Here is a 21,612-nt window from a genome sequence, read left to right as displayed (position 1 = left end):
TTTACTCCGCTTTTCAGCAGTTTTGCGCTCCGCTCCGGTTAAACGACCGAAATCACCGGTCCGGGCGGCAATATAGCCAGTCTGACCTTGCGAAATGTTGGCGGGCGCCAATCTTTTGCAACGGCAACGGGTCTACTTTCGCGCAGCATTTTGGATAACCCCTTCAAACTAAACAACATGATAAACTGGAAAATCATCGCCTGCTTTGCCATCATCACCGTAATGACGGGTGCTTGCAGGAAAAACGAAACTACACCGCCCATCAAAGACGGCAACGGCCAGCCCGCCAAACCTGTAAAACGCCCCCTCGGCCAGGTAACCGGCCCCGCCATCGCGAAAACCATCGGTCCGGCGGGAGGAACGCTGGCTTCAGCCGATCACCGCATCCTGCTGGAAGTGCCGCCCGGTACCGTGCAAACCAACGTCCAATTCAGCATCCAACCCGTAGAGAATACGCTGGAAGGCAGTCCTGGTAAAGCATTCCGCCTCCTTCCCGAAGGTGTTGCGTTCACCAGGCCCGTCACCATCCGCTACACTCCGGGCGCGGAAGAACTGGCAGGCATCAACCCGGAGGTGCTTTTCCTCGCCTATCAGAACAAGGACGGATATCATTACCTCGCTTCCAACACCTCCATTGACCCCGCCACGCATCAGCTTTCCGTTCAAACAAAGCATTTCAGCGACTGGAGCATCGTGGAGCTCTTCGAACTGGAGGCGGATACCACGCAGGTGCTCCCAGGCGGAAAAGCCCAATTGCAACTCATGTGGCACATGGGCTCGCTGCTGACAGTAGACACTACCGATCAGCCCATCGGCGACCTCATCCCGTACGATGGACATCTTTCCAAAGTGAAATGGTCGCTGGCGTCAGGAAAAGGGAAAATCACGCCAGTCGGCGGTAAATGCAGCTATGAGGCTCCGGATGAAGTGCCGGCCGTCAACCCTGCGTTCGTAAGCGTTTCCGTTCCCATCACGCTGTACGATAGCAAACGGACCGGCCTCGCCATGCTGACCACGCCCATCTTCACGGTGCCAGACGAATATGTGATGGTTTCGGTGGATGGGCAGCCGCTCATGAACCTGCCCCCCAACAACGGGGAAAGTTCCATCAGCATGGAAGTCGACAAGTTCTACATCTGGGCAGAACTTCAGCAGAACAATTTCCTGACCATCCTCATTCCCGGCGGTGTGACCGGCACGGGCTCCTATCCTTACGGCGAAGATGAAAAGGAAACTTATATCGAATTCGTGGTCCCCGGCGACCTGGACAATTCCTGGCTCAGTTACAAATATGATTGCGAAGATTGCGACCAGGTTTTCTCGGGCGGGCATGTCAAAATCACGAAAAACGGCAACATCGGCGAATATGTAGAAGGTGAGTTTTCGGTGGATGTGTGGCAAATGGGCCATTATGCCCCGCCCAAAAAACATCTGACCGGCAAATTCCGTGTCAGGAGAACGATCTGATGAAATCCGGATTGCTTAACCCCCAATAACCTTGTAATGTGATTATTACAAGGTTTTTTTATATATTGTACCTTCCCCGGTTAGCCAACGAAATACTTGAAAATCCCTGGAATGTTATGACGAAAAAGCCCGCATCGATCCTCAAGCTGGAAAAGCAATTGGGTTTGGAATTAACGGAATCCACCGTTGAAAAATCCATACAATTCATTCCGGATGGCATACATGTACCTTGCACCTATACCCTCAACCCGAAAAGCGAAGTAGTGCATCTGACCATAGACGGCCAACATATCAATCCCTCCTGGGTACAGCATTTCGTTCACCTGAAATCCCTCACGCTGCGGCACTGCGGGCTGACCGATATTTCATTCGTTTCGAATTTCAAAAACCTCTTCGTTCTCGACCTGGCCTACAACAACATCTACGACATTTCCCCGCTCCGCTACCTGGACGGGCTCCTGCATATCGATATTGCACATAACCATGTTTTCGACCTCAGCCCCCTTTACAACCGGCTCAAATCGGAAGGCTTCGTGGGCATTTATGCCAAGGGGAATCCGCTGGTGTACCCCAGCGCGGAAGTGGCCGCCGAAGGGACGGAAGCCACCGCCGCCTGGTTCGATGACATCCTGGAAACCGCGCGACAAGTGATCGCGAAAAATTGGCTGGAGCAAGATCCGAAGCTGGATCTCGGGTTCCTCGGTATTACAGACCTTTCCCTGTTGCCGGGCTTGTTCGAATCTACGCACCTCAAAGAACTTATACTTAGCAATAAAAGAGATCCGAACGACGACACCCGGCTCCCCAACAATATCTTTAATATCCCACCGGAAATGAGCCAACTCGTTGACCTGGAGATACTGTATGCATCGGGGGACTATCTGGGCGAAAAAGAGTATCGGCGCCGGTGGCGCATCCGGTCGTTCGCGCCGTTTCAAAAATTGAAGAACCTGACTTATCTGGATATCGACAACAACCTCATTAAAGGCAATATCAATCTCACATCCCTTAGAATCCTGCGATACCTGCACGCTGCCAATAACTTCATCACGCATGTCGGTTCGCACTACCATCTTAATCATCTTGAACATATCAACCTATCCAACAACCTGCTGAAAAATGCGGACTTCCTGAAGAAAATGGCCAACGCATCTACCATCGATCTTCATTCGAACCAGATCAGCAGCCTGTATAACGTACGGGAAATCGTGCTGGAAAAAGGGATCAAGGATTCGAAGTGGTTACGGGACACGATCAATATCGCCGACAACCCGCTGGATGTTCCCAATATGCAAGTCATAGCCCAAGGGATGGACGCCGTGAAGCGTTTTTTCGATCAATATGAAGCCGAACGTTCCGTACATATCTCGCTATACAAAAACGACGACATCAAAATCATTTTTGCAGGAAACAGCAATGCCGGCAAATCGTCGCTGGCGGAAAGGCTTATCCATGACAATTGGAACGATCAACTGCCGACAACGCACTGGATGGAAATCAAACGCTGGCAACCCGTCCACAAAAACAGGAAATACAATATCCGGGTTTTCGATTTCGGTGGACAGGAATATTATCACGACACACATTACCTCTTCTTCAGCAATAACACCGCATACGTGCTGTTGTGGGATTTATTTTCGAACAACTACGACGAGTGCGAGATCCAGCAGATGCAGCGAAACCAGTCAAAAACAAAGGTTTCCATCCAGGGATTCCCTATCCCGTACTGGCTGGAATCCATCGCTTATCATACGCAGCGAAAATCGCCGAAAGACGAGGGCAACCAACCCGATTCCCCCAGGTATGCCGGCAATGAGATCCGGTTTATCGGGACAGACAAGTCGGGTAAAATCGAATACATCATCACTTCTAACAACGTGGTGGTGGATGCAAAACATCCGCCGAACATCCTCGTCGCCCAAAACAAAGTGGAGCAACCTTATTTCACGCATTTCCTCGACCAGGCGCAGTTGAAATCAGCATACCCCGCTATTTTCGAATTCGCCAACATATCCGCCAAAACCGGCCGGGGCATGGAACATTTCAAAGACCTGCTTTTCGAAATGATCGACAACATGCCCATCGCCGAAAGGGAATGCCTCGGCACCTGGGGCGCCATCAAACAGGAAATCGAAAACGGCGTGAAAGACAAAGACAGGGAAATGCCGCTGGCGGATTTCAGGAAATTCTGCAACCACATCATCTCCCTCATGCCCGAAGTGAAAAACGCCGGCCTCAAAAGCACCGACGCGCTCTGGTTCAGCCTCGCAGACACGCAGAGCTATGCCCGCTACCTCAACGATATCGGGCTCATCCTGTATTTTCCCGACAACGACTACCTGAAAGATAAAGTCTTCGTGCAACAGGACTACGTCCTGAAGAAAATATACAACATTCTCGAAGGGCTCCACGGCCTCAACGGGAAATTCGATGAATCGCACGTCATCGACGCACTGGGCAAACAGCAATTCGACAAGGAATGCGAAACCATCATCGAACTGATGAAGCATTTCAAGATCGTATTCCCCCACCCATCGCAGCCCGGCACCTATATTGCGCCGCTGTACCTGCCCGCGCGCCCGTCAAAAAGCATCAGCATTTTCCTCGACGATGGCCACCGGCCTTCGTACAGGTTCCTGTTCCAGGGGTTCATCCACAAGCACATCATCCTCGAATTCTTCCACCTGTATGGCCAGCATGCCCTCAAAGACGAGCACGGCCAGCAATACTATTACTGGAAAAACGGGATCGTGATCCGGGATGAGCCGTCGCAGGGGATCGTGATGGTGCGGTTCATCAACGCCACCGCCACTTCGAAAGCTTACATCGATGTATTTTCGCTGAGCAAAAGCGCAGACAAATCCTTCCTCAAAAAAATCACCGACGAGCTGGAACGCCTTTCCGCCGACATGAACGTCAAAAAAGCGGTAACGGCGGATGGGGAGAATTTTGTGCCGATAGACGTGCTACATGCCGCAGAAACCGCCAACCAGTGGGTCTTCCAGCACAACGGCATTTACTTCGACCTGAAACTTTTCCGCGCCCATCTCAAAAACGAGCTCAAAATGAAAAAGATATTTATTTCCTATTCGAAAACGGACGCCCATTACCTCCAGCAGCTGGAAAACCATCTCAGCGCCCTCAAGCGCAACGGCAGCATCAGCACCTGGAACTGCCGCCAACTCGTTCCCGGCGATAAATGGGACGGCAAAATCAAAAGCGAACTGGAAGAGGCAGACATCATCATCTTCCTCGTCAGCGCCGATTTCATGGCTACCGATTATATATGGGACATCGAGATCAAGCGCGCCATCGAACGGGAGAACGAAAACCCCGACGTAAAGGTAGTCCCCATCATCATCCGCAGCTGCGCCTGGGAAGACACGCCTTTGTCTGTCTACAACACCGCTCCCAAAAAGGCGATGGTGCTCGACCTGGCCAAAAACATCGACGAAGCGTTTACCGATGCGGTGCGCGATTTGAAGAAAATATTGTAATTACTTCATCCGCTTCACCACATCCGCATACACATCGATCAGGTGCGTGCGCACGGAATCGGGTGTAGGACTTTGCTCCCCGTTGGTCAGCAGCGTGATGGCGCCGGAAGGTAATGCGGGCATGTGGCAATCGATACAGTTCTGTTGCAGGACTTCCGTCGGTTTGCCGGTATGTTTGCAGAATCGGGGAGATCCGGGTTGATGGCAGGTCATGCAGCGTTGCGAGAACGTCTGCATACTGGTACGTTCCGTGACGTGGGGGTTATGGCAGGTGGAACAGTTCATCGTCTGGCTTTGCAGGAAGCACTGGCTGGCGGCCAGCAGCTGCATCTGGTTGCCATGCACGTCGAGCTGGTCGGGCTTTTTGCGGAAGGGGACGGTGGGGATGACGAAATCCGACAGCGCATCGCCGGGCTTGAAGGCGAAAGCGGGTTTGTACATCGGCTTGAGGCCGGAATGGCAAAGCGCGCACATATCGAGGCGCTGCACGCGGTCCAGGGTATCGATGCGGGTGATGAAGCGCGCGGCTTTCTCCGCCGGATTTTCGGTATGAAAGGCGACATGTTCCGCGGCCGGACCGTGGCATCGCTGGCAATCGATCCCGCCGATCATTTCCCGCCGGGCGAACGCCTCCGTGACCGTGATCCCTTTCGTTTCTTCCCGCACCTTTACCATCGAGCTATGACAACCGAAGCAGGTACTGGGGATCAGGCGGTCGAACTTGGGATGGTCTGCCGGAAACCCCGGGCTATTGGCCCAATTATCCGCCGGCACGAACCAGGAAACAGGCAACTGGAAATACTGCCCGCTTTTCCAATACAGGAAGGTCTGCGCCTTTCTGCCGGAACCGAACACGACGTCAAACGGGAAGCGGCCCTGTTCCTTGCCGTCCGATTTCACCACCTGGAACAATTCCTCCCCCTGCTGCTCCATCACCACATCCGCATGGCCCGCGAAATGGAAAATATTATCCGGTGCGGAGAAGCGGCCTTTCACTGTGCCCGCCGATGCTACGGCCGACGAATGTGCGTGGGCGGTAGTGGCGTAGGCATCATAAATCGTCTTGTGACATTGCGCGCAGGAAGCCGCTTCAGCGAAGGCGCTGCCGCGGGGATCGGCCGGGCCGGCCTTCCGGTCGGAACATCTGGACAAAAATCCCACGATTACGGTTACGGCTCCCACGAGCAAATAAGGTCGTTTTTTCATAACGGCAGAAACTGAATAAATATAATTGTTTTCCGCCGTAAATAGCGACAGGAGGGTGAACCTGCATCCGGTCCCCTCCTGTCTTTTCTGAGCCACTTATACCCTATACATATGCTAATCGCAATGATGCCCTTCGATCCAGGTGCTGATAGCGTCTGCCGCCGCTTTGGCTTCGGCCGCTCCAGCCGTATTGTTGAAATTTTTCACGTTGGAAGGGGTCAGTTTCGGTAATGTAGACAACCAGTTGTTGCCGATAGTTACATAAGGCCATACGGTAGCGCCGCCCAGAACACTGGCACCGCTGAGCTTGATGGTAGCCACTTGCAGGAATACTTTCTTGGCCGTACCGATGCCCCCTGCATTGGAGCTCGCGAAAATCGCCATGCCTTCCGCCTGGGTATAGGTATGTCCGCCTACGGTTACCGTTCCCGGCCACACAACATTGGGTTTCGCGAACCAGTATCCCTGCGAGAAGCTGCAACCTTCACCTTCGGGCTCGGGGCAACCCAGGCCGGGGAAGCAGGTTTCGCCGCAACGGGTCACATTACCGCTTTTGTAGAATGCCAATCCGTTCAGGTCTACTCCCAGGTTTTTGCTGATGATGAGCTTGTAATAGCTTTTCGCGCCGCCGGTGGTGCCCAGGTCGAATTTCAATACGGGGTCGGTGTCGAAACTACAGAAGTTAAGAATGGCATTGTCAGTTTCATACGTGGGAGTAAAAGGCGTCCAGGTAACACCGTCGGGGCTGGTGGCGCCGCCTACAACATCGGCCATGGTAGCGCACTGGCCGAGGCGGATCACCCAGTGGCTGAGGTCTTGCACCGTACCGTTCGACCCTTTACCGGGGTTGGGGTTTTGAACGCTCCAAACCCATTCCCAGTTGTCACCGACTTTGGTAACGCTTTCCAGGACGATCTTGTAAGGTGTTGAGCATTCCGAAGAAACGGGTGTAACCACTGCGCTGACCGTTGTGGCGGCGGCCCGGTTTTCCAGCGCCACTTTTTCCGATTTCTGGCAACCGATCAGCAATACGATAGCCATTACAAGGGGCATCCCCCAATGTTCTACGTGCTTCATGCTATTAATTTTCAGTAATTAAAGATGGTTGACGTTATAGCTTTTTATGAAAAAACGTATCTGCCCGGTTTTGCAGCGGAAGTGGTCAAAAATATCGGAGAAGAGCCATTGGATTGGACGGATGGGGTCGTATAAGGATACAATACAATTTAAATAAATCTCCGGTACCCAACTGTTATCGAAACGTTATGACGGCGGAAAAGTCGCGCTATGGCGTTATTCCATATCTAACCGTATTTTTTTACCTTGTGTACCGGCATGAACACACATTTCAACTATTCCCCTTCGGGCGATATGCTGATCGTTACGATCGGGAACCCCATGGCCAGGCGGTCCAAAGCCCTGTATTACGTATATGCCCTGCTATTTTTCATGGTCGGCGTGCTTGTTTTCAGGCTGTTTACAGAAAGGGATTACAATGGGCTCGGGACCTTGTTCGCCCTTGGGTTTATGGCCGCTTACTTTTTCGTGGGACGGTCGTATATGCGAAGGGTCACCCAATACGAAGCACTTTTCGTCACGCATTCCGGCATCACGCTACGACATCGCGGATTTCTCCTGAATCGCCGGCAATTCATGCCGCTGGACCGGATCGGCAATATTTTCGTCATAGACCCGCCGCACGAAACGCCTTCCGGCCTCAGTTTCAACAATTCATTCCTGCCCGGCCAGCACGAAGTGGAACTGCTGACGGATAAAGACAAGGAACGCATCGGCATCATGACCGATGGCCGGCAAATCCGCTGCGGAAAAGGGCTCACCGCCACCGATGCCGCCTACGTCATCAAACGCATCCGGGAATTCACCGGGAAAACGCTTACAGCCGACAGGGACATCTACGATCAACTCATCCGGGAATCGTCCACCAATATTTGATCACCCATGCAACAGATCCGGCAATATTTCGAAAAGTTCACACCGCTGTCTGACGACGACTGGCATTACTTTTCGTCTCGGTTGACGCGGGAATCCTTTCCGAAGAAATCCCTCCTCCTCCGCGCCGGACAAACAGAAAATCATCTTTCCTTCATCGCGGAGGGGCTTGTCCGGTTCTATATCCCGAAAGACGGGGATAACGATCTTACCTTCAGTTTTTCCTTCTCGAACGATTTCGTTTCCGCCTACGACTCCTTCCTCACCCGCCAGCCCTCCATCTACAACGTGGAAGCCCTGACAGATACCGTGCTGCTCCGCGTTTCCCACAGCGACCTGCAGGATATCTATCAAAATACCGCCGCAGGCAATATCATCGGGCGGCATGCCGGCGAAGACCTTTACCTCACGCTGCTCCGGCGCGAAATTTCGCTGCTCAGCGAATCGGCAGAGGAGCGTTACCGCAAGCTACTGGCCGATCAGCCCCGGCTCGTCCGCGAAATCCCCCTCAAATACATCGCTTCATGGATCGGGATTACGCCCCAGGCGCTCAGCCGGATCCGGAAACGGGTGGCGGGGATTTCTTAACCCGGGTTCATTGACTTATTCGCCGGATGGGGGGAAATTTGCATAAAAAAGATATGGTACCCGAAATAACACTGCTGGCCGTTTCCCTCATTGCGCTCATCGTCCTTAAACTGAAATTCCGGGAAAACCGCTTCGCGCAGGCGATGCGGACCGGGATGGCAGCCATGCTGTTCGTAACGGGCGGCGCGCATTTCGGCTTCGCGAAAGGAATGGCGATGATGCTGCCGGAAGCAATACCCTTCCGCCTGGGAATCGTTTATTTCACCGGTGTGCTGGAGATCGCGGCGGGCATCGGGTTATTGATACCTGCCATGGCCCGGCGCACGGGCTGGTGGCTGATCGCGTTCTTCGTTTGCATCACGCCGGCCAATATTTACGCAGCATTACATTATGTAAACCTGCAAAAAGCGAGCTTCGACGGGGCAGGACCGGAATACCTCTGGTTCCGGCTCCCCCTTCAGCTGGTGTTTATCGGCTGGGTGTATTTCTCGGCTATCCGGCCGGGTGCGGTGCCGCGGGCCCACGGTCAGTTCGCGTAAAGAACGGGATCGAAGGCGGCGGGGCCCCACTGGCGGATCATTTCGAGTATCTTCTTCTCGTCGTACGAGTCGGCGGATTCCAGCAGCCCGGTGTTCTGGGTGTGGAGGCGGTTGCCTTTAGCGTCGAGGATCACGAGCACGGGGAAACCGAAGCGTTGCGGGTAACCCAGCTCTTTGAGGATATCGAGGTTTTTGTTTTCCTTGCTGTAGTTGAGGTGATACACCACGAAGTTTTTGTTCTGCTCTTCCGTCAGTTTGGGATGGTCTTCCACGAACTTGTACAACCGCCGGCACCAGATGCACCAGTTGCCGCCGATTTGCAGCAAAACGTGTTTCTTTTCGATGGAAGCCTTTTGCAGCGCGGCTTTCAGATCGGCCCTCGCATCTGCGGCCGGATTGTAAATACTGTCGAGGCTTTTGTGCTGTGCCTGTGCCGTGCCCATGGCGATCATGGCGGCCATCATGAGGAGGAGTCTTTTCATGGTTTGGTCTGTTACGGCTAATGTAAGTTATTTTCCACTTTCCAGCCGCCGCAACATTTTTTGCAGGTCGGTCCCTTTGCCCAGCACGGGTTTGAAGAGATCGCCCTCGCTTTTGATCCGGTCAATGGCATTATGGATATTGAAATCGGTGATCTTCAGCCCGGGCTTCACTTCCTCCCAGTGAAGGGGCATGGAAACGGGGGCGCCGGGCTTCGGCCTCAACGAATAAGGCGCGGCCAGCGTGGCTTTCGGGCGGTTTTGCAGGTAATCGATGTAGAGTTTCCCCCTGCGGTTTTTCGTCATCCGCTCGATGCTCGTGAACCCCGGCAACATATCATGTACCTGCGTGGCGATGATCTTTCCGAATAGCTGGCATTCATCGTACGTATAGCGCGCGTTCAGCGGGATGTAAATATGGATGCCGGTGGAACCGGACGTTTTCGGGTACCCCTTCACGCCGAGCCCGTCCAGCACTTCTTTCACGGCGAGGGCGGTCTGGATCACCTGTGCGAAGGTATTTTTTTCGGAAGGATCGAGGTCGAGGCAGCACCAGTCCGGGTGATCGGGCGTTTGGACGGTACTGTTCCAGGGATTCATTTCGATGGAGCCGCTGTTGGCCATCCAGAGGATGCTGGCTTCGTCTTCGGGCACGAGGAAGTTTTTATCTTCGCCTTCGCTGGTGGTGTACGGATATTGTCGCATCCAGCCGGGCGCGGTGGCCGTTACGTCTTTCTGGTAAAAGCTTTTCCCCGTGATGCCATTGGGGTACCGGTTCATGGATTGCGGCCTGCCGGCGAGGTATGGGAGGATGATAGGCGCTACCTGGTAATAATAATTCAGCATATCCCGTTTCGTGATACGCTCTTTCGGCCAATAAATTTTCCCGAGATGGGAGAACTTCAACTCATGGCCGCTCACCACCCGCACCTGCGAATCTTCCGAAGGATTGAGCAGCGTTTTCCGGACACGTGCCCCGGCGGGCGTAAGCGGCATCTTCGCCTTTTTCCGGCCCTTTTCCGCCACCGCTTCCACCGGCACCGCCTCTTCCACTTTCACTTCGCTAGCCGGTTTATCGTTCCTCAGCCCCTCGAAAGAAGGATGCCGCATCACCCCGTCGGATGTCATTTCCGTAAAGCTCACTTCGCAGACGAGCGCGGGCTTCAGCCAGAAAGCCTTCGCCTTGGGCGGATCGGGCCGGAAACGGCTGGGCTTGTTGACATCGGGCTCCTGTGTGAACGGCTGCCGCCTGCGCTCCAGCGGTTTGAACTTTTGCAGCATTTCCTCCTGCATCCTGACCGAAAAACCGGTGCCTACCTTGCCGGCGTACACCAGTTTCCCGTTCTCCATGAAACCCACCAGCAGCGCGCTAAACGGCTTTTTGCTCCCTTCGTTTTTCGTGTATCCGCCGATCACGGCTTCCTGCCTGCGGTTGGATTTTATTTTCAGCCAGTCGCGCGAGCGGTCGGCCGGTTCATATATGCTGTCTTTTCGTTTGGCCATGATCCCCTCCAGCCCGAGTTCCTTCACGGCATGCATGAATTCCTTCCCCGAGGCGCCATAGGCGGGACTGGCGAGGATGGGCCCGCCAGCCGGGAGGACCGCCTCCAGCACGGCTTTCCGGTCGGCCAGGGGCAGCTTGCGGAGATCGTAACCATCGTACCAGAGCAGGTCGAACACGTAATACCGAAGCTCGCCATCGGCTTCGCTGCGCCATTGCTGAAGGGCACCGAAATCCGCCGCCCCGCTTTCGTTCACGGCAACGATCTCCCCATCAGCCACCACATTGGCGCCCCAGCTTTCCAGCGCGGCCTGGATGGGATAGAATTTTTCCGAAAAGGATTTGTTGTTGCGGGAACGGAGATCTACCGTGCCTTTATCCATAAAAGCGAGCGCGCGGTAGCCGTCCCACTTGATTTCGAACACCCATTCCGCTCCGTCGGGCGGTTCGTTCACCAGCGTGGCGAGCATGGGACGGAGGGATTTGTCCATCGCGCGCTTCGTCGCTTTTTTCAGCAATGCGGCAACGGATGCGGGAAGCGTTTTCCTGCGCGATGCAGGCTTGGGAGTGGCGCCAACAGCCTTTTTCCCTGCCTTCACGCCCTGCTTGCGAAGAGCGGTGGCGCCTGCGAGGGCGCCCGGGCTGGGGGATTTTTCCCGTTTGGCGGTATGTGCGGATTTCGCTGGCATAACCTGCCGATTTTCGGGCAGAAATTATGCCAGCGGTAGATTGTAGAATTATTTCACGAACCGGAAATCGAAAGCCCCCTTGCGCAGGTGCACCCCATATTCCAGCCAGGCTTTCATACAGGCGAGGAAATTGGCCCACCCTTCGGTATTGCCGATCAGCCATTCCTTCCCCGGATCGTACCCTTCAACAGAAGCTTCCTCTACCTTCACGACGGTCGCTTTGCCGTCGGCGAAAGGCTCCAGGCGCAAGGTGCACACCAGCTCATGGCCGTTTACGTCCCATCCGAAAGAAACGAGCGACGGCGCTACCACTTCCTTCACCTGCACGGGAACGTCCATATCGAATTCCGGGAAGCGCCAGGTGAGGGAGGCGCCGGGCGTCATCCTGCCGGAAGATTGGGAAATGAAATAGTTGGACATGATCGCAGGGTCCACGATCGCTTCGAACACTTCTTCCGGCGTTTTCCCAATCTGTATCGCCGCTTTGGCCGCTGGCCCGGGGCCGCCCGAACCGGCGAAATTACCGATGCCGAAAGCCGTGCCCAGCGGGTCGCGGAGCATGGCGTAATGGACACGCCCTTCCTTTGTTTTCACAACTTTCACCACGCTTCCGCCGCCTTTCTCACAGGCTTCGATGCTTTTCTCCGGATCGTCGACATGCATATACAGCATCCAGACCTGCGGAATCCCGGTGTTGCCCCCGCGGGCATGGCAAACGCCGCCCACAGGCTCCCCGTTCGCGTCTTTGATCATGTAATCTTCGTAAGCCTCATCGCCGTCTTTCATGGGCACGCCATCCGATCCCCAGCCGATCACCGCCTGGTAAAAATCACGCAGCTCCGTTGCGTTGGCCACCGTGAGGTCGGCAAAAATCATAGCACCTTGTGTATACATGGTATCTGTGGTTTAATCCATTGAAAATTACGACAATTACACCGATCCACCGGGGGCTTTTTAGCCAATAACCTGTCCCGAATGACCCATATTTTTCCCCATAATTATCCGAAATTGGGAAAAAACAACCGTTCCCCATGCAGCTCACCGCCCGCGCGTTTACCTCCGCTATGAAAGATTTGCAGTCGCCCGACGAACTGCGCAAAATCCAGCGATATTTCAAATCGGGAGAAGGACAATACGGCGAGGGCGATACATTCATGGGCGTCAAGATGGGCGAAGTGTTCAAACTGGCGAAAGCCTATATGAAAATGCCGCTGGAAGAAGTGGAAAAACTCCTCGAAAGCCCGGTCCACGAAATCCGCGCCGGCGCCGTCAGTATCATGGACTTCCAGGCGCGCGACAAAAAAACACAGCCCGATCAGCGCAAAGCGCTCTTCGAGCTGTACCTCCGCCGCCACGACCGGATCAACAATTGGGACCTGGTAGACCGTTCCGCCCAATTCGTCGTCGGCGCATGGCTGTTCGACAAACCCCGCAAGGTCCTGTACACCCTGGCGCGTTCCAAAAACCCCTGGGAACGGCGGACCGCCATCGTCAGCTCCGCGTATTTCCTCCGGAAAGGTCAAACCGAAGACACTTTCCAGATCGCCGAAATCCTCCGGAACGACCCCGAAGAAATCGTCCAGAAAGCAGCCGGCGGCTGGGTCCGCGAAGCAGGGAAGCAAAACCCCGGGCAACTCTACGCCTTTCTCGACAAATACGCCGCCACCCTTCCGCGCACCATGCTCCGCCAGGCCATCGAAAAACTCAGTCCCGCAGAACGCAAACATTACATGACCATGGCTTAAACGAAAAAACCGCACGCAAAAATGCGTACGGTCCTGTTTGATCTATTGTTTTCCAGTCTAGTCGAGAATGGTGTAAGCACCTTGCTGCTCGTAGGTTTTACCGTAACGATCGGTAGCGCGCACTTTCACTTCATGCCGGCCGGCCGGTAATTTGAACGGCGCCTTCACCCACCAGAGGTGCGTGCTTTGGGCCGCGTGCGAAGGCCGTTTGCCGCCCAGCAGTTTTTCGGTATGGTCGAACTTGTGGAGAACGTCCAGGTACGCGGGGTCTGCGGCTTCCATGTACTCCATCGGCTTCCAGGCGCCGCCGTCGATGGAATATTCCACCTTGTCGCCTTTCGCGCCCATGAAGAAGTTGGCGTAAATACCGGACGAACTGTTGCGGTCTTTTTCGATCACTTTCGGGATCGACAATTGAATTTGATAATTGTCTGCCTTCCCTGCCACTTTATAATCGATGGAATATTGATTCCCGTTGATGTTCAGGAAAGCGTAGCCTTTCGGGGTACCGTCGCGCATGGTGGACGCGGGCACGCCCTGTTCGTTCAGTTCGCCGGAATACCAGTCGCCCGAAGTGGTACCTGCATTGTACTCGTGGTGCGGTTTTTCCTGCAGCCATCCGTCTTCCTTCCCATAAAAATTCTGGCGTTGCAGGTGCGTATGGGCGGAAAGCGACAGCGTGTTCGGGTAATCTTTCAGCAGCTGAAAGAGGCGGTTACGGTCTTCCGTGCGGAAGGCGATATCGTTCTCGTTGAGCAGCGGAATGTGGAAGGAAAGCACGATCAGCTTGTTTTTCGGAACGGTTTTCAGGTCGTTTTCGATGAACTGCAGCTGGTCTTCGCGAAGACCGCCCCAGTAGCCTTTCCCGTCGCGCGGGTCGGGATAGATGATATCGTCGAGCACGATGAAGTGGGCGTTGCCGTAGTTGAAGGCGTAGTTGGCGGGACCGAAGTTGGCCTCGAACGTTTCGTCGGATTCGGTATCTTCCTTCGCGTCGTAGTTCATGTCGTGGTTGCCGATGACGTTGTACCAGGGCAGGCCCACTTTCTTCACCGCCTGGATGTACGGGCCGTGAAGGCTGAGGTTATCGCCCACGAGATCGCCGAGGCTCAGGCCGAAGGCTACGTTCTTCACGCCCGTCACTTCCGAGACCACGCCGTTGCTGAAATGTTCGATTTCTTCGAGGGTGTAGGGCTGCGGATCGCCGAACACCAGTACGCGGAAGTTGTCGTTCTCCGCCTGGCGGCGCAGCGCGAAGTCCAGTTGGGCGGGCAGATCGCCGGTGGGCGCGGAGCCTTTGTATTTGAAATCCGCGGGCGAGCCGGCGGGCTTGTGGATGTAGTAGCTTTTCGCGAGGTTATTGGAATCCAGCGCAAACTGGTAGCCTGCGGGCTTGATGACGAAGATCACCTGGCTGGCGCGCTCCGGCAGCTCGTATGCGCCCTGCGCGTCGGTGGTCACGACTTCGATGCCGTTGCTGACGTTCACGCCGGCGATGCCTTTTTCTTTCCTGTCGATCTTCCCGTTTCCGTTCACATCTTCAAAAACCCGGCCTTTCACCTGGGCGCTGGCCAGGGTGCTGATCAGTGTCAATGCGGCGCATGCGGTTAAAAACTTCCTTTTCATGTAGATTGATTTTATTGTTGCCACCAAACTTTTACGTCGAGCTTATCGCCGCCGATACGTTCTGCGGCTTTCTTGTAATTCTCCGTGTTGTAGATTTTAACGGTAGTGGGATAGTACATCCGGGCGGGCATGACGCCGTTATTGAACATGAACTTCGTTTTCGGCAGTACGGGGAACCCGGTACGGCGGTGTTCGAACCACTGCTGGTAATCCGTGAAGAAGAGCGCGTAATATTTCTGCAGCATGATGCGCTCGAGAGTGCCGTCGTATTTTGCGGCGGGAGCGTCGAAATAATTGGTGGGGAACACGCCTCCCCACATTTCGATGGCAGCTTTCACCCCGCTCTGGTAATGGGTTTCGGCGGATGAGGAGATTTTCCCTTTCTGCGCCAGTTCGGCTTTGATGAATTCCACTTCCGCGAAGCTCATCACCGGTACGATCATCGGTGCGATAACCAGGCGCTGCAACAGGCCAGATGGTGTGAAGTCTACGCTGGCGGGCGATTCCATGTAATTGATGGGAAGCCCTTTGAACCCGAGGTTGGCGTTATCTTTCCCGCGGGCCACGCTGGCGAAGAGTTTCAGGCGCGGATCGGCGATATCGTTCAGGCCCTTGATAAAGAATTCGTTCCAGGAACGGCCGGTGCTATAGTCTTGCGGACGGCTCCAGGGCGAGATATTGGGAACGGTGCCGGTGATGTTGAGCACGGCGGCATCGGCGTTCGCGGTGAAAATGGGGTACTTCGCGGGATCGTTGATCATTTCCGCCATTTTCGCGTAATTGGCTGGCATGCGGCCGGCGGAGCGCAGGAGCAGGCGCAGGCGCAGGGAGTTGGTGAACTTCCTCCATTTGGTGAAATCGTTGGCGTACAGCAGGTCTGCCGCATAGGTAGCGGTAGATCCTTTCCCGTAAATGGTGTCGGCCCTTTCGAGGTCGGCCAGCATGGTTTTGTACACATCTTCCTGCCGGTCGAACGTGGGGAAGAACTTGCCGTCTTCACCGCTGAGCGCGTCGCTCATGGGAATATCGCCGAAGCAGTCGGTCAGCTGGGAATACATCAGTGCCTTCAGCGTCAGCGAAATGGCGAGGTAGTTGCCGTTGTTCAGCTTTTCGGCGTTCAGTTGCATTTCACGGGCGTTGGCCAGCCATTTGTAGTTGGTGGTCCAGGTATTGTTGCCCACGTCTTCGCGGAAGTCGTACAGGAAGATCTGATCGTCCACGTTTTCGTTGGGATAGTTGCCGGCCACCTGCATCAGCTCGAAAGTGAATGCGCGGCTGCGGTTGATGTTGAAGGATGCGACCCCGTAGATGGTGGGGTTCAGCAATGTGCCCGGCGTGATGCTTTCCAGGCGGTTCGGATCGGAGTTGGTCTCCAAAAAGTCTTTGGTACAGCCGCCCATCGCCAACGTTGCGGCCGCAGCGGAAATGAGGCTGATGGAACGGATATTTTTACCTATGCGGGAGAATGTCATTGTCTGCAGATTTTCGGGTGATTACAGTTTTACTTTCAGGTTGAAGCCAAAGGTGGCGGGGTTCGGCATCTGGCCCACTTCCACGCCGGTCAGGATACCGGTACCACCGGCCTGGGTGGCCACTTCAGGATCGTAGATCGGGAAATCCGACCATACTTTCAGGTTACGGCCATACACCGCGATGCTGGCGCCTTTCAGGAAGGTGTTGCCGATCAGTTTCGACGGCAGCGAATACTCCAGCGATACTTCGCGGAACTTCAGGAACGATGCGTTGAAGGTGTTGGCTTCGGTATTGTTGAGGCGGTAATACTGTGCGTAATAATCCGCCGGCCTTACTTTAGTAGTGTTGGGAACGAAAGAACCGTCCGCTTTCTTTTCCACGCCTTCGCCTACGATCCAGCCTTCTTCACGCCCTTTCAGCGTATGTTTCAGCTTGCCCTGCTCGGTCATTTTGTGATGGGAGTGCGAATAGAGGATGCCGCCGTACTGGCCGTCGAACGTAGCGCTGAGCCTGAAATTCTTGTAAGACACATTGTTGATGAGGCCCGCTCTCCAATCGGGGTTCGTATCGCCGATATATTCCGTGGTCTGCGTTACAACGGGCAGGCCGTTGCTGTAGATGATCTGTCCATCGGGCGCACGCTCGAATTTCAGACCGTACAATGCAGACGCGATCTGACCTTCCACCGCGGTGAGCGTAGCGCTGGAAGAGCCCATGATGGAGAGTTTCCCACCCAGTCTCGGGTCGAGGCTCATTACTTTGCTGCGGGTGGTGGCCCAGGTCGCCGTCACGTTCCAGGTTACGTTTTTCGTTTTCACGGGCGTGCCGGTCACCACCAGTTCCAACCCGCGGTTGCGGATCTCGCCGGAGTTGAGGATGGCGGAACTGAAGCCGGAAGAGTGTTCCAGGGGAACGGACAGGATCTGGTTCTTGGTATTGGTCTGGTAAACCGCCGCGTCGATGCGGAGCCTGTTCTTGAAGAAGCCAACATCCAGACCGGTTTCGATGCTCGTGGCGATCTCGGGCTTGAAGTGGAGGTTGTACAACTGAGTAGGCGCTTCGGCAGAACTGGGAAAATCACTGCGGTTGTAATATTTGTTCGTTCTGTAAGGATCGGTATCGTTACCCACCTGCGCCAGCGACAAACGGTATTTCGCGAAGCTGATCGCTTTCGGCATCCGGACCATGTCGCTCAGGATCATGCTCAGGTTGGCGGAAGGATAGAAGAACGACCAGTTCTCCTGCGGCAGCGTGCTCGACCAATCGTTACGGCCGGTCAGGTCGAGGAAAATCCTGTCGCGGTAAGACAGGTTGATGAGCCCGTACAGACTGTTCACTTTCTTGTCTGCATCATAAGTTGCGACCAGCGGGTTGCCGGTGCCGTTCGTCATTTTATAAACGCCGGGCACTACGAGACCGATGAGGGTATTGTCGTTGCGCTTGTATTGGCTGGTCATGGTATTTCCGCCGGCAGACGCGCTGAGGGAGAATTTGCCTTCAGCGAACGCGTCGCGGTAAGTGAGGAGGAAGTCGCTGTTGATTTCCTGGCTGTACACCGCCTGCGTCTGGTAAAAGCCCTGGCCGTAGCGGTTGATGTCCCAGGGGCGGCGCTGATCGCGTGCCTGCTGGTTCATATTGATACCTGAACGCACCATGAGACTGAGTTTCGGCAGGATCTGCGCGTCCACTTTCAGGTTACCGGTGAGCTGGTTGCTGCGGAGGCCGTTCTTGATCTCGTCGGTCATGGCAAAGGGATTGTCGATGAACGAGCTGTAGGGGCGGATCATGTCGATGCCTTCGAAGCCGGGGCGCCAGAGCGGACGGTACCAGTTCAGGTCTACGTTCGGGTTCTGGAAGATCATGAAGTAGGCGATGGAGTGGTTGTTGTAACCCAGGCCCGGGAGGTTGTCGCTCGTTTTATTGGTATAATTCACGACAGAGCTCACCTTGATCTTGCTGGAGATCTTGTATCCTGCGTTCACGGAAGCCGTGGTGCGTTCGAAGCCCATGGAAGGCATGATCCACTTGTTGTCTGTACGCGTGAGGGAAGCGCGTACCGTACCGGCGTCGCCGGAATTATCGAGGGTGATGCCGTTGGTGGTGGTGCGTCCCGCTTGCCAGTAATCCTTGCGGTTATTGTCGTACGCCACCCAGGGGGTCCTTTCCTTGCCGGTCGTGAACGTAGTGGGATCGTACTGGTAATATAGCTGTCCGTTGAACTTCGGTCCGAAAGCGCTGGAGCTGCCGCCCGTGCTGCGGCCGTCTGCGGTTGCGCCGTAGGAATAATACATTTCGCCGTTGGCGTTGTAGTTGGTTTTCCCGTCGCCCTGGCCGTATTCATATTGCCAGTCGGGCCACCGGGTGATCACGTCCCAGCTGGTGTTGGAATTGAGCGAGATGCCCAGTCCCTTGCGGGTTTTACCGGATTTGGTGGTGATGAGCACGGCACCGTTGGCGGCGCGGCTGCCGTAAAGTGCGGTGGCGCCGGGGCCTTTGAGGACGGAGATGCTTTCGATATCGTCCGGGTTGATGTCTGCGATGCCGTTGCCGAAATCCACGGGCACGTCGATAGACGCGTCGCCGCCCATGTACATGTTGGAAGCGCCGGAGGTGGTGAGGCTTCCGTTCACGGGGATGCCGTCTACCACTACGAGGGCGGCGTTGCCGTTGGTGGTGAGGGAGCTTTCGCCGCGGAGGCGGATTTCCTGGGAGTTGAGCGGGCCGCCCAGTCCGGCGATGTTGAGGCCGGCCACTTTGCCTCTCAGGGCGTCCGACCAGTTATTGGGGCGCGCGTCTGTGAGGGATTCCGCGCCGATCGTCTGCTGCGCGTAGCCCAATGCTTTTTCGGCGCGCTTGATGCCGAGGGCGGTGGTTACCACGTGCTCGTTCAGGTTGCTGGCGGCGGATTTCATGACGAATTTCAGGCCCTGGTTGGCTTCTCCCACTACGAAAGTCAGTTTCTCGTAACCGATCATGGAGAGCTGGAGCAGCGTGCCTTTTTCAGCGATCTTGATGGAGAAGGAACCGTTCTCGTCGGTCATCCCAACGAGCTTGCCGTTGGCCAGGATGGTGACGCCCGGCATGAGTGTGCCGTTGTCTGCCGTGCGCACCGTGCCTTTCACGGGCATTTCCTGCGCTTTCGACGGGTTAGGGATAAACAATACCGCACACAAAAGGCATGCGAGCAACGGTAGTAATTTTGGCTTCATATAGTGGTCGATTAGGTGTCTGATGTTTTAGTTCGAAGGCGCAAAGGAACTGTCTTCGTGTTACATAAACACGAAATCGACTTTATGATAATGTTAACAAATTGAAATGCGAAGAAATAAAGTGAAAGGGTTTACAAACACTTTTAAAGAAAAGCAGGTTTAAAAATGTATAAAAAGTACAGTTGGCGGATAAGTTCTGGTTTGTGTTGCCACATCTATTTAAGAGGTGCGGCAAGCCCCGGCAATTCGTAACTTACATCCCGAAGAGAAACCATTCACATATCAATAACAAATCCAGCCCGATAAACCCGTTTGCCATGAGAAAAGCCGCCATCATCGGTGCACAGCGCATCCCGTTCGTACGGTCGTTCCGCGAATACAACCGCCTTTCCAACCAGCAGCTGCTCACGCCCTGCCTGCAGGCCCTCGTGAAGAAATTCGGGCTGGAAGGCGAGCGGCTGGGAGACGTGGCCCTGGGCGCGCTGCTGAACCGGTCCACAGCATGGAACTTCGCGCGGGAATGCGTGCAAGACAGCGGGCTCGACCCGCACACGCCAGCCTACAACCTCCAGCGGGCCTGCAGCACGAGCCTCGACGCAGCCGTGCAACTGGGGCTCCGCATCGCGGCCGGACAAATCGAAGCCGGCATCGCCGGCGGCAGCGATACCAACAGCGATCTGCCCTTGCAATTGCAGCAGCAACTCTCCTGGAAACTGACTTCCCTGCGTGCCGCCAAAACGTTCGGGGAAAGAATGAAAATCCTCTTTTCCATCCGGCCTTCCGAGCTGAAACCGGTGTACCCCGGTATCGTGGAACCGCGGACGGGCCTGTCGATGGGCGAGCACACGGAATTGATGGTCAAGGAATGGGGGATCGGGCGCCAGGCGCAGGACGAGCTGGCGCTGGCGAGCCACCGGAATGCGGAAAGGGCCTGGCAGGAAGGGTTTTACGACGATCTCGTTTTCCCGTTCATGGGCGCCAGAAAGGATACGATCGTTCGCGGGGACACGAGCCTGGAAAAGCTCGGCCTCCTGAAGCCCGCGTTCGACAAATCACCCGCCGGCACGCTCACGGCCGGCAACAGCACGATCTATACCGACGGCGCCTCCGCATTGCTGCTCGCATCCGATGACTACGCCGCTTCCCGCGGCTGGGAAGTGCTCGCGTACCTTGCGGATGCGGAATCCGCGGCGGTGGACTATGTGCATGGGGAAGGGCTGCTCATGGCGCCCACCTGGGCGGTGGGGCGGATGCTGCGGCGCAACGGGTTGAAACTGCAGGACTTCGACGTATACGAGATCCACGAGGCGTTTGCGGGGCAGGTGCTGTGTAACCTGAAGGCCTGGGAGGATGATGCCTATTGCCGGAAGATGGGGTTCGGCGGGGCGTTGGGCGCTATCGACCGGGAGAAGGTGAATGTGAAGGGAGGGAGCGTGGCGCTGGGGCATCCTTTTGCGGCTACGGGCGCGCGGATTCTGGGGCAGACCGCCAAGCTGCTGCATGCGCGTGGCGGCGGGCGGGCGCTGGTGAGCATATGTACTGCCGGAGGCATGGGCGTAACCGCCATTTTGGAAAAATAAGGCACTGCGGAAAGTTTATGACAGCTCATCTACTATTTACAATCAATTAACAAATTCAGCGGA

The 21,612-nt window shown here is 55.3% G+C and carries 15 protein-coding genes; 7 read left to right on the top strand and 8 right to left on the bottom strand.

Annotation, left to right across the window (positions count from 1 at the left end; all coding sequences use genetic code 11):
- The first annotated feature begins 177 nt into the window (after nucleotides 1-177).
- A complete protein-coding gene (locus ACQKLP_RS03105; RefSeq protein WP_427319966.1) occupies nucleotides 178-1,467 on the top strand; it encodes a hypothetical protein in 1,290 nt (429 codons plus the stop codon).
- A gap of 116 nt (nucleotides 1,468-1,583) precedes the next feature.
- Entirely contained in the window at nucleotides 1,584-4,964 is a 3,381-nt protein-coding gene (locus ACQKLP_RS03100) for a COR domain-containing protein (protein WP_427319964.1), read from the top strand.
- Here the strand turns inward: ACQKLP_RS03100 and ACQKLP_RS03095 are convergent, their stop codons facing one another.
- Nucleotides 4,965-6,170, bottom strand: a complete 1,206-nt coding sequence (locus tag ACQKLP_RS03095; RefSeq protein ID WP_427319962.1) for a multiheme c-type cytochrome — start codon at nucleotides 6,168-6,170, stop codon at nucleotides 4,965-4,967.
- Nucleotides 6,171-6,284: 114 nt separating this feature from the next.
- Nucleotides 6,285-7,247 carry a hypothetical protein gene (locus ACQKLP_RS03090; RefSeq protein ID WP_427319960.1) on the bottom strand — a complete coding sequence of 321 codons (963 nt, stop codon included), beginning with the start codon at nucleotides 7,245-7,247 and terminating at the stop codon, nucleotides 6,285-6,287.
- 258 nt (nucleotides 7,248-7,505) lie between these two features.
- Between ACQKLP_RS03090 and ACQKLP_RS03085 the strand changes: the two genes are divergently transcribed.
- The 3 genes from ACQKLP_RS03085 to ACQKLP_RS03075 are packed head-to-tail and all read left to right on the top strand — an operon-like array spanning nucleotide 7,506 to nucleotide 9,247.
- The gene (locus tag ACQKLP_RS03085) at nucleotides 7,506-8,123 is read left to right on the top strand and encodes a SoxR reducing system RseC family protein (protein WP_427319958.1); all 618 of its coding nucleotides are present in this window, start codon (nucleotides 7,506-7,508) and stop codon (nucleotides 8,121-8,123) included.
- Nucleotides 8,124-8,129: 6 nt separating this feature from the next.
- Nucleotides 8,130-8,708 (top strand): Crp/Fnr family transcriptional regulator, encoded by a 579-nt coding sequence (locus ACQKLP_RS03080; protein ID WP_427319956.1) that lies wholly within the window; start codon nucleotides 8,130-8,132, stop codon nucleotides 8,706-8,708.
- Between the two features lie 53 nt (nucleotides 8,709-8,761).
- Entirely contained in the window at nucleotides 8,762-9,247 is a 486-nt protein-coding gene (locus tag ACQKLP_RS03075; RefSeq protein WP_427319954.1) for a DoxX family protein, read from the top strand.
- Here the strand turns inward: ACQKLP_RS03075 and ACQKLP_RS03070 are convergent.
- From ACQKLP_RS03070 to ACQKLP_RS03060, 3 genes are read right to left on the bottom strand one after another with little or no spacing between them, the layout of a single operon-like run.
- Nucleotides 9,235-9,729: a thioredoxin family protein gene (locus tag ACQKLP_RS03070; RefSeq protein ID WP_427319952.1), complete on the bottom strand. Its 495-nt coding sequence runs from the start codon at nucleotides 9,727-9,729 to the stop codon at nucleotides 9,235-9,237. The genes ACQKLP_RS03075 and ACQKLP_RS03070 overlap by 13 nt on opposite strands.
- 27 nt (nucleotides 9,730-9,756) lie before the next feature.
- Nucleotides 9,757-11,916: a DNA ligase D gene (gene ligD, locus ACQKLP_RS03065; protein ID WP_427319950.1), complete on the bottom strand. Its 2,160-nt coding sequence runs from the start codon at nucleotides 11,914-11,916 to the stop codon at nucleotides 9,757-9,759.
- 48 nt (nucleotides 11,917-11,964) lie between these two features.
- The gene (locus ACQKLP_RS03060) at nucleotides 11,965-12,810 is read right to left on the bottom strand and encodes an SRPBCC domain-containing protein (protein ID WP_427319948.1); all 846 of its coding nucleotides are present in this window, start codon (nucleotides 12,808-12,810) and stop codon (nucleotides 11,965-11,967) included.
- Between the two features lie 137 nt (nucleotides 12,811-12,947).
- Between ACQKLP_RS03060 and ACQKLP_RS03055 the strand changes: the two genes are divergently transcribed.
- The gene (locus ACQKLP_RS03055) at nucleotides 12,948-13,661 is read left to right on the top strand and encodes a DNA alkylation repair protein (protein WP_427319946.1); all 714 of its coding nucleotides are present in this window, start codon (nucleotides 12,948-12,950) and stop codon (nucleotides 13,659-13,661) included.
- Between the two features lie 57 nt (nucleotides 13,662-13,718).
- Here ACQKLP_RS03055 and ACQKLP_RS03050 read toward each other — a convergent pair whose 3' ends face one another.
- Genes ACQKLP_RS03050 through ACQKLP_RS03040 form a run of 3 tightly spaced genes read right to left on the bottom strand, consistent with a single transcriptional unit; the run spans nucleotide 13,719 to nucleotide 19,969 of the window.
- On the bottom strand, nucleotides 13,719-15,287 hold the full coding sequence (locus ACQKLP_RS03050; protein WP_427319944.1) for a calcineurin-like phosphoesterase C-terminal domain-containing protein: 1,569 nt from the start codon (nucleotides 15,285-15,287) through the stop codon (nucleotides 13,719-13,721).
- Nucleotides 15,288-15,298: 11 nt separating this feature from the next.
- A complete protein-coding gene (locus ACQKLP_RS03045; RefSeq protein ID WP_427319942.1) occupies nucleotides 15,299-16,759 on the bottom strand; it encodes a SusD/RagB family nutrient-binding outer membrane lipoprotein in 1,461 nt (486 codons plus the stop codon).
- A gap of 21 nt (nucleotides 16,760-16,780) precedes the next feature.
- On the bottom strand, nucleotides 16,781-19,969 hold the full coding sequence (locus ACQKLP_RS03040; RefSeq protein ID WP_427319940.1) for a SusC/RagA family TonB-linked outer membrane protein: 3,189 nt from the start codon (nucleotides 19,967-19,969) through the stop codon (nucleotides 16,781-16,783).
- A gap of 317 nt (nucleotides 19,970-20,286) precedes the next feature.
- Between ACQKLP_RS03040 and ACQKLP_RS03035 the strand changes: the two genes are divergently transcribed.
- Entirely contained in the window at nucleotides 20,287-21,549 is a 1,263-nt protein-coding gene (locus ACQKLP_RS03035; RefSeq protein ID WP_427319938.1) for an acetyl-CoA C-acetyltransferase, read from the top strand.
- Nucleotides 21,550-21,612 lie beyond the last annotated feature (63 nt).

The sequence above is a fragment of the Chitinophaga sp. NPDC101104 genome (assembly GCF_050277495.1).
Classification (GTDB): domain Bacteria; phylum Bacteroidota; class Bacteroidia; order Chitinophagales; family Chitinophagaceae; genus Chitinophaga.
Note: the sequence above shows the minus strand (reverse complement) of the source record. Positions and strands in the feature narration are given on the sequence as shown.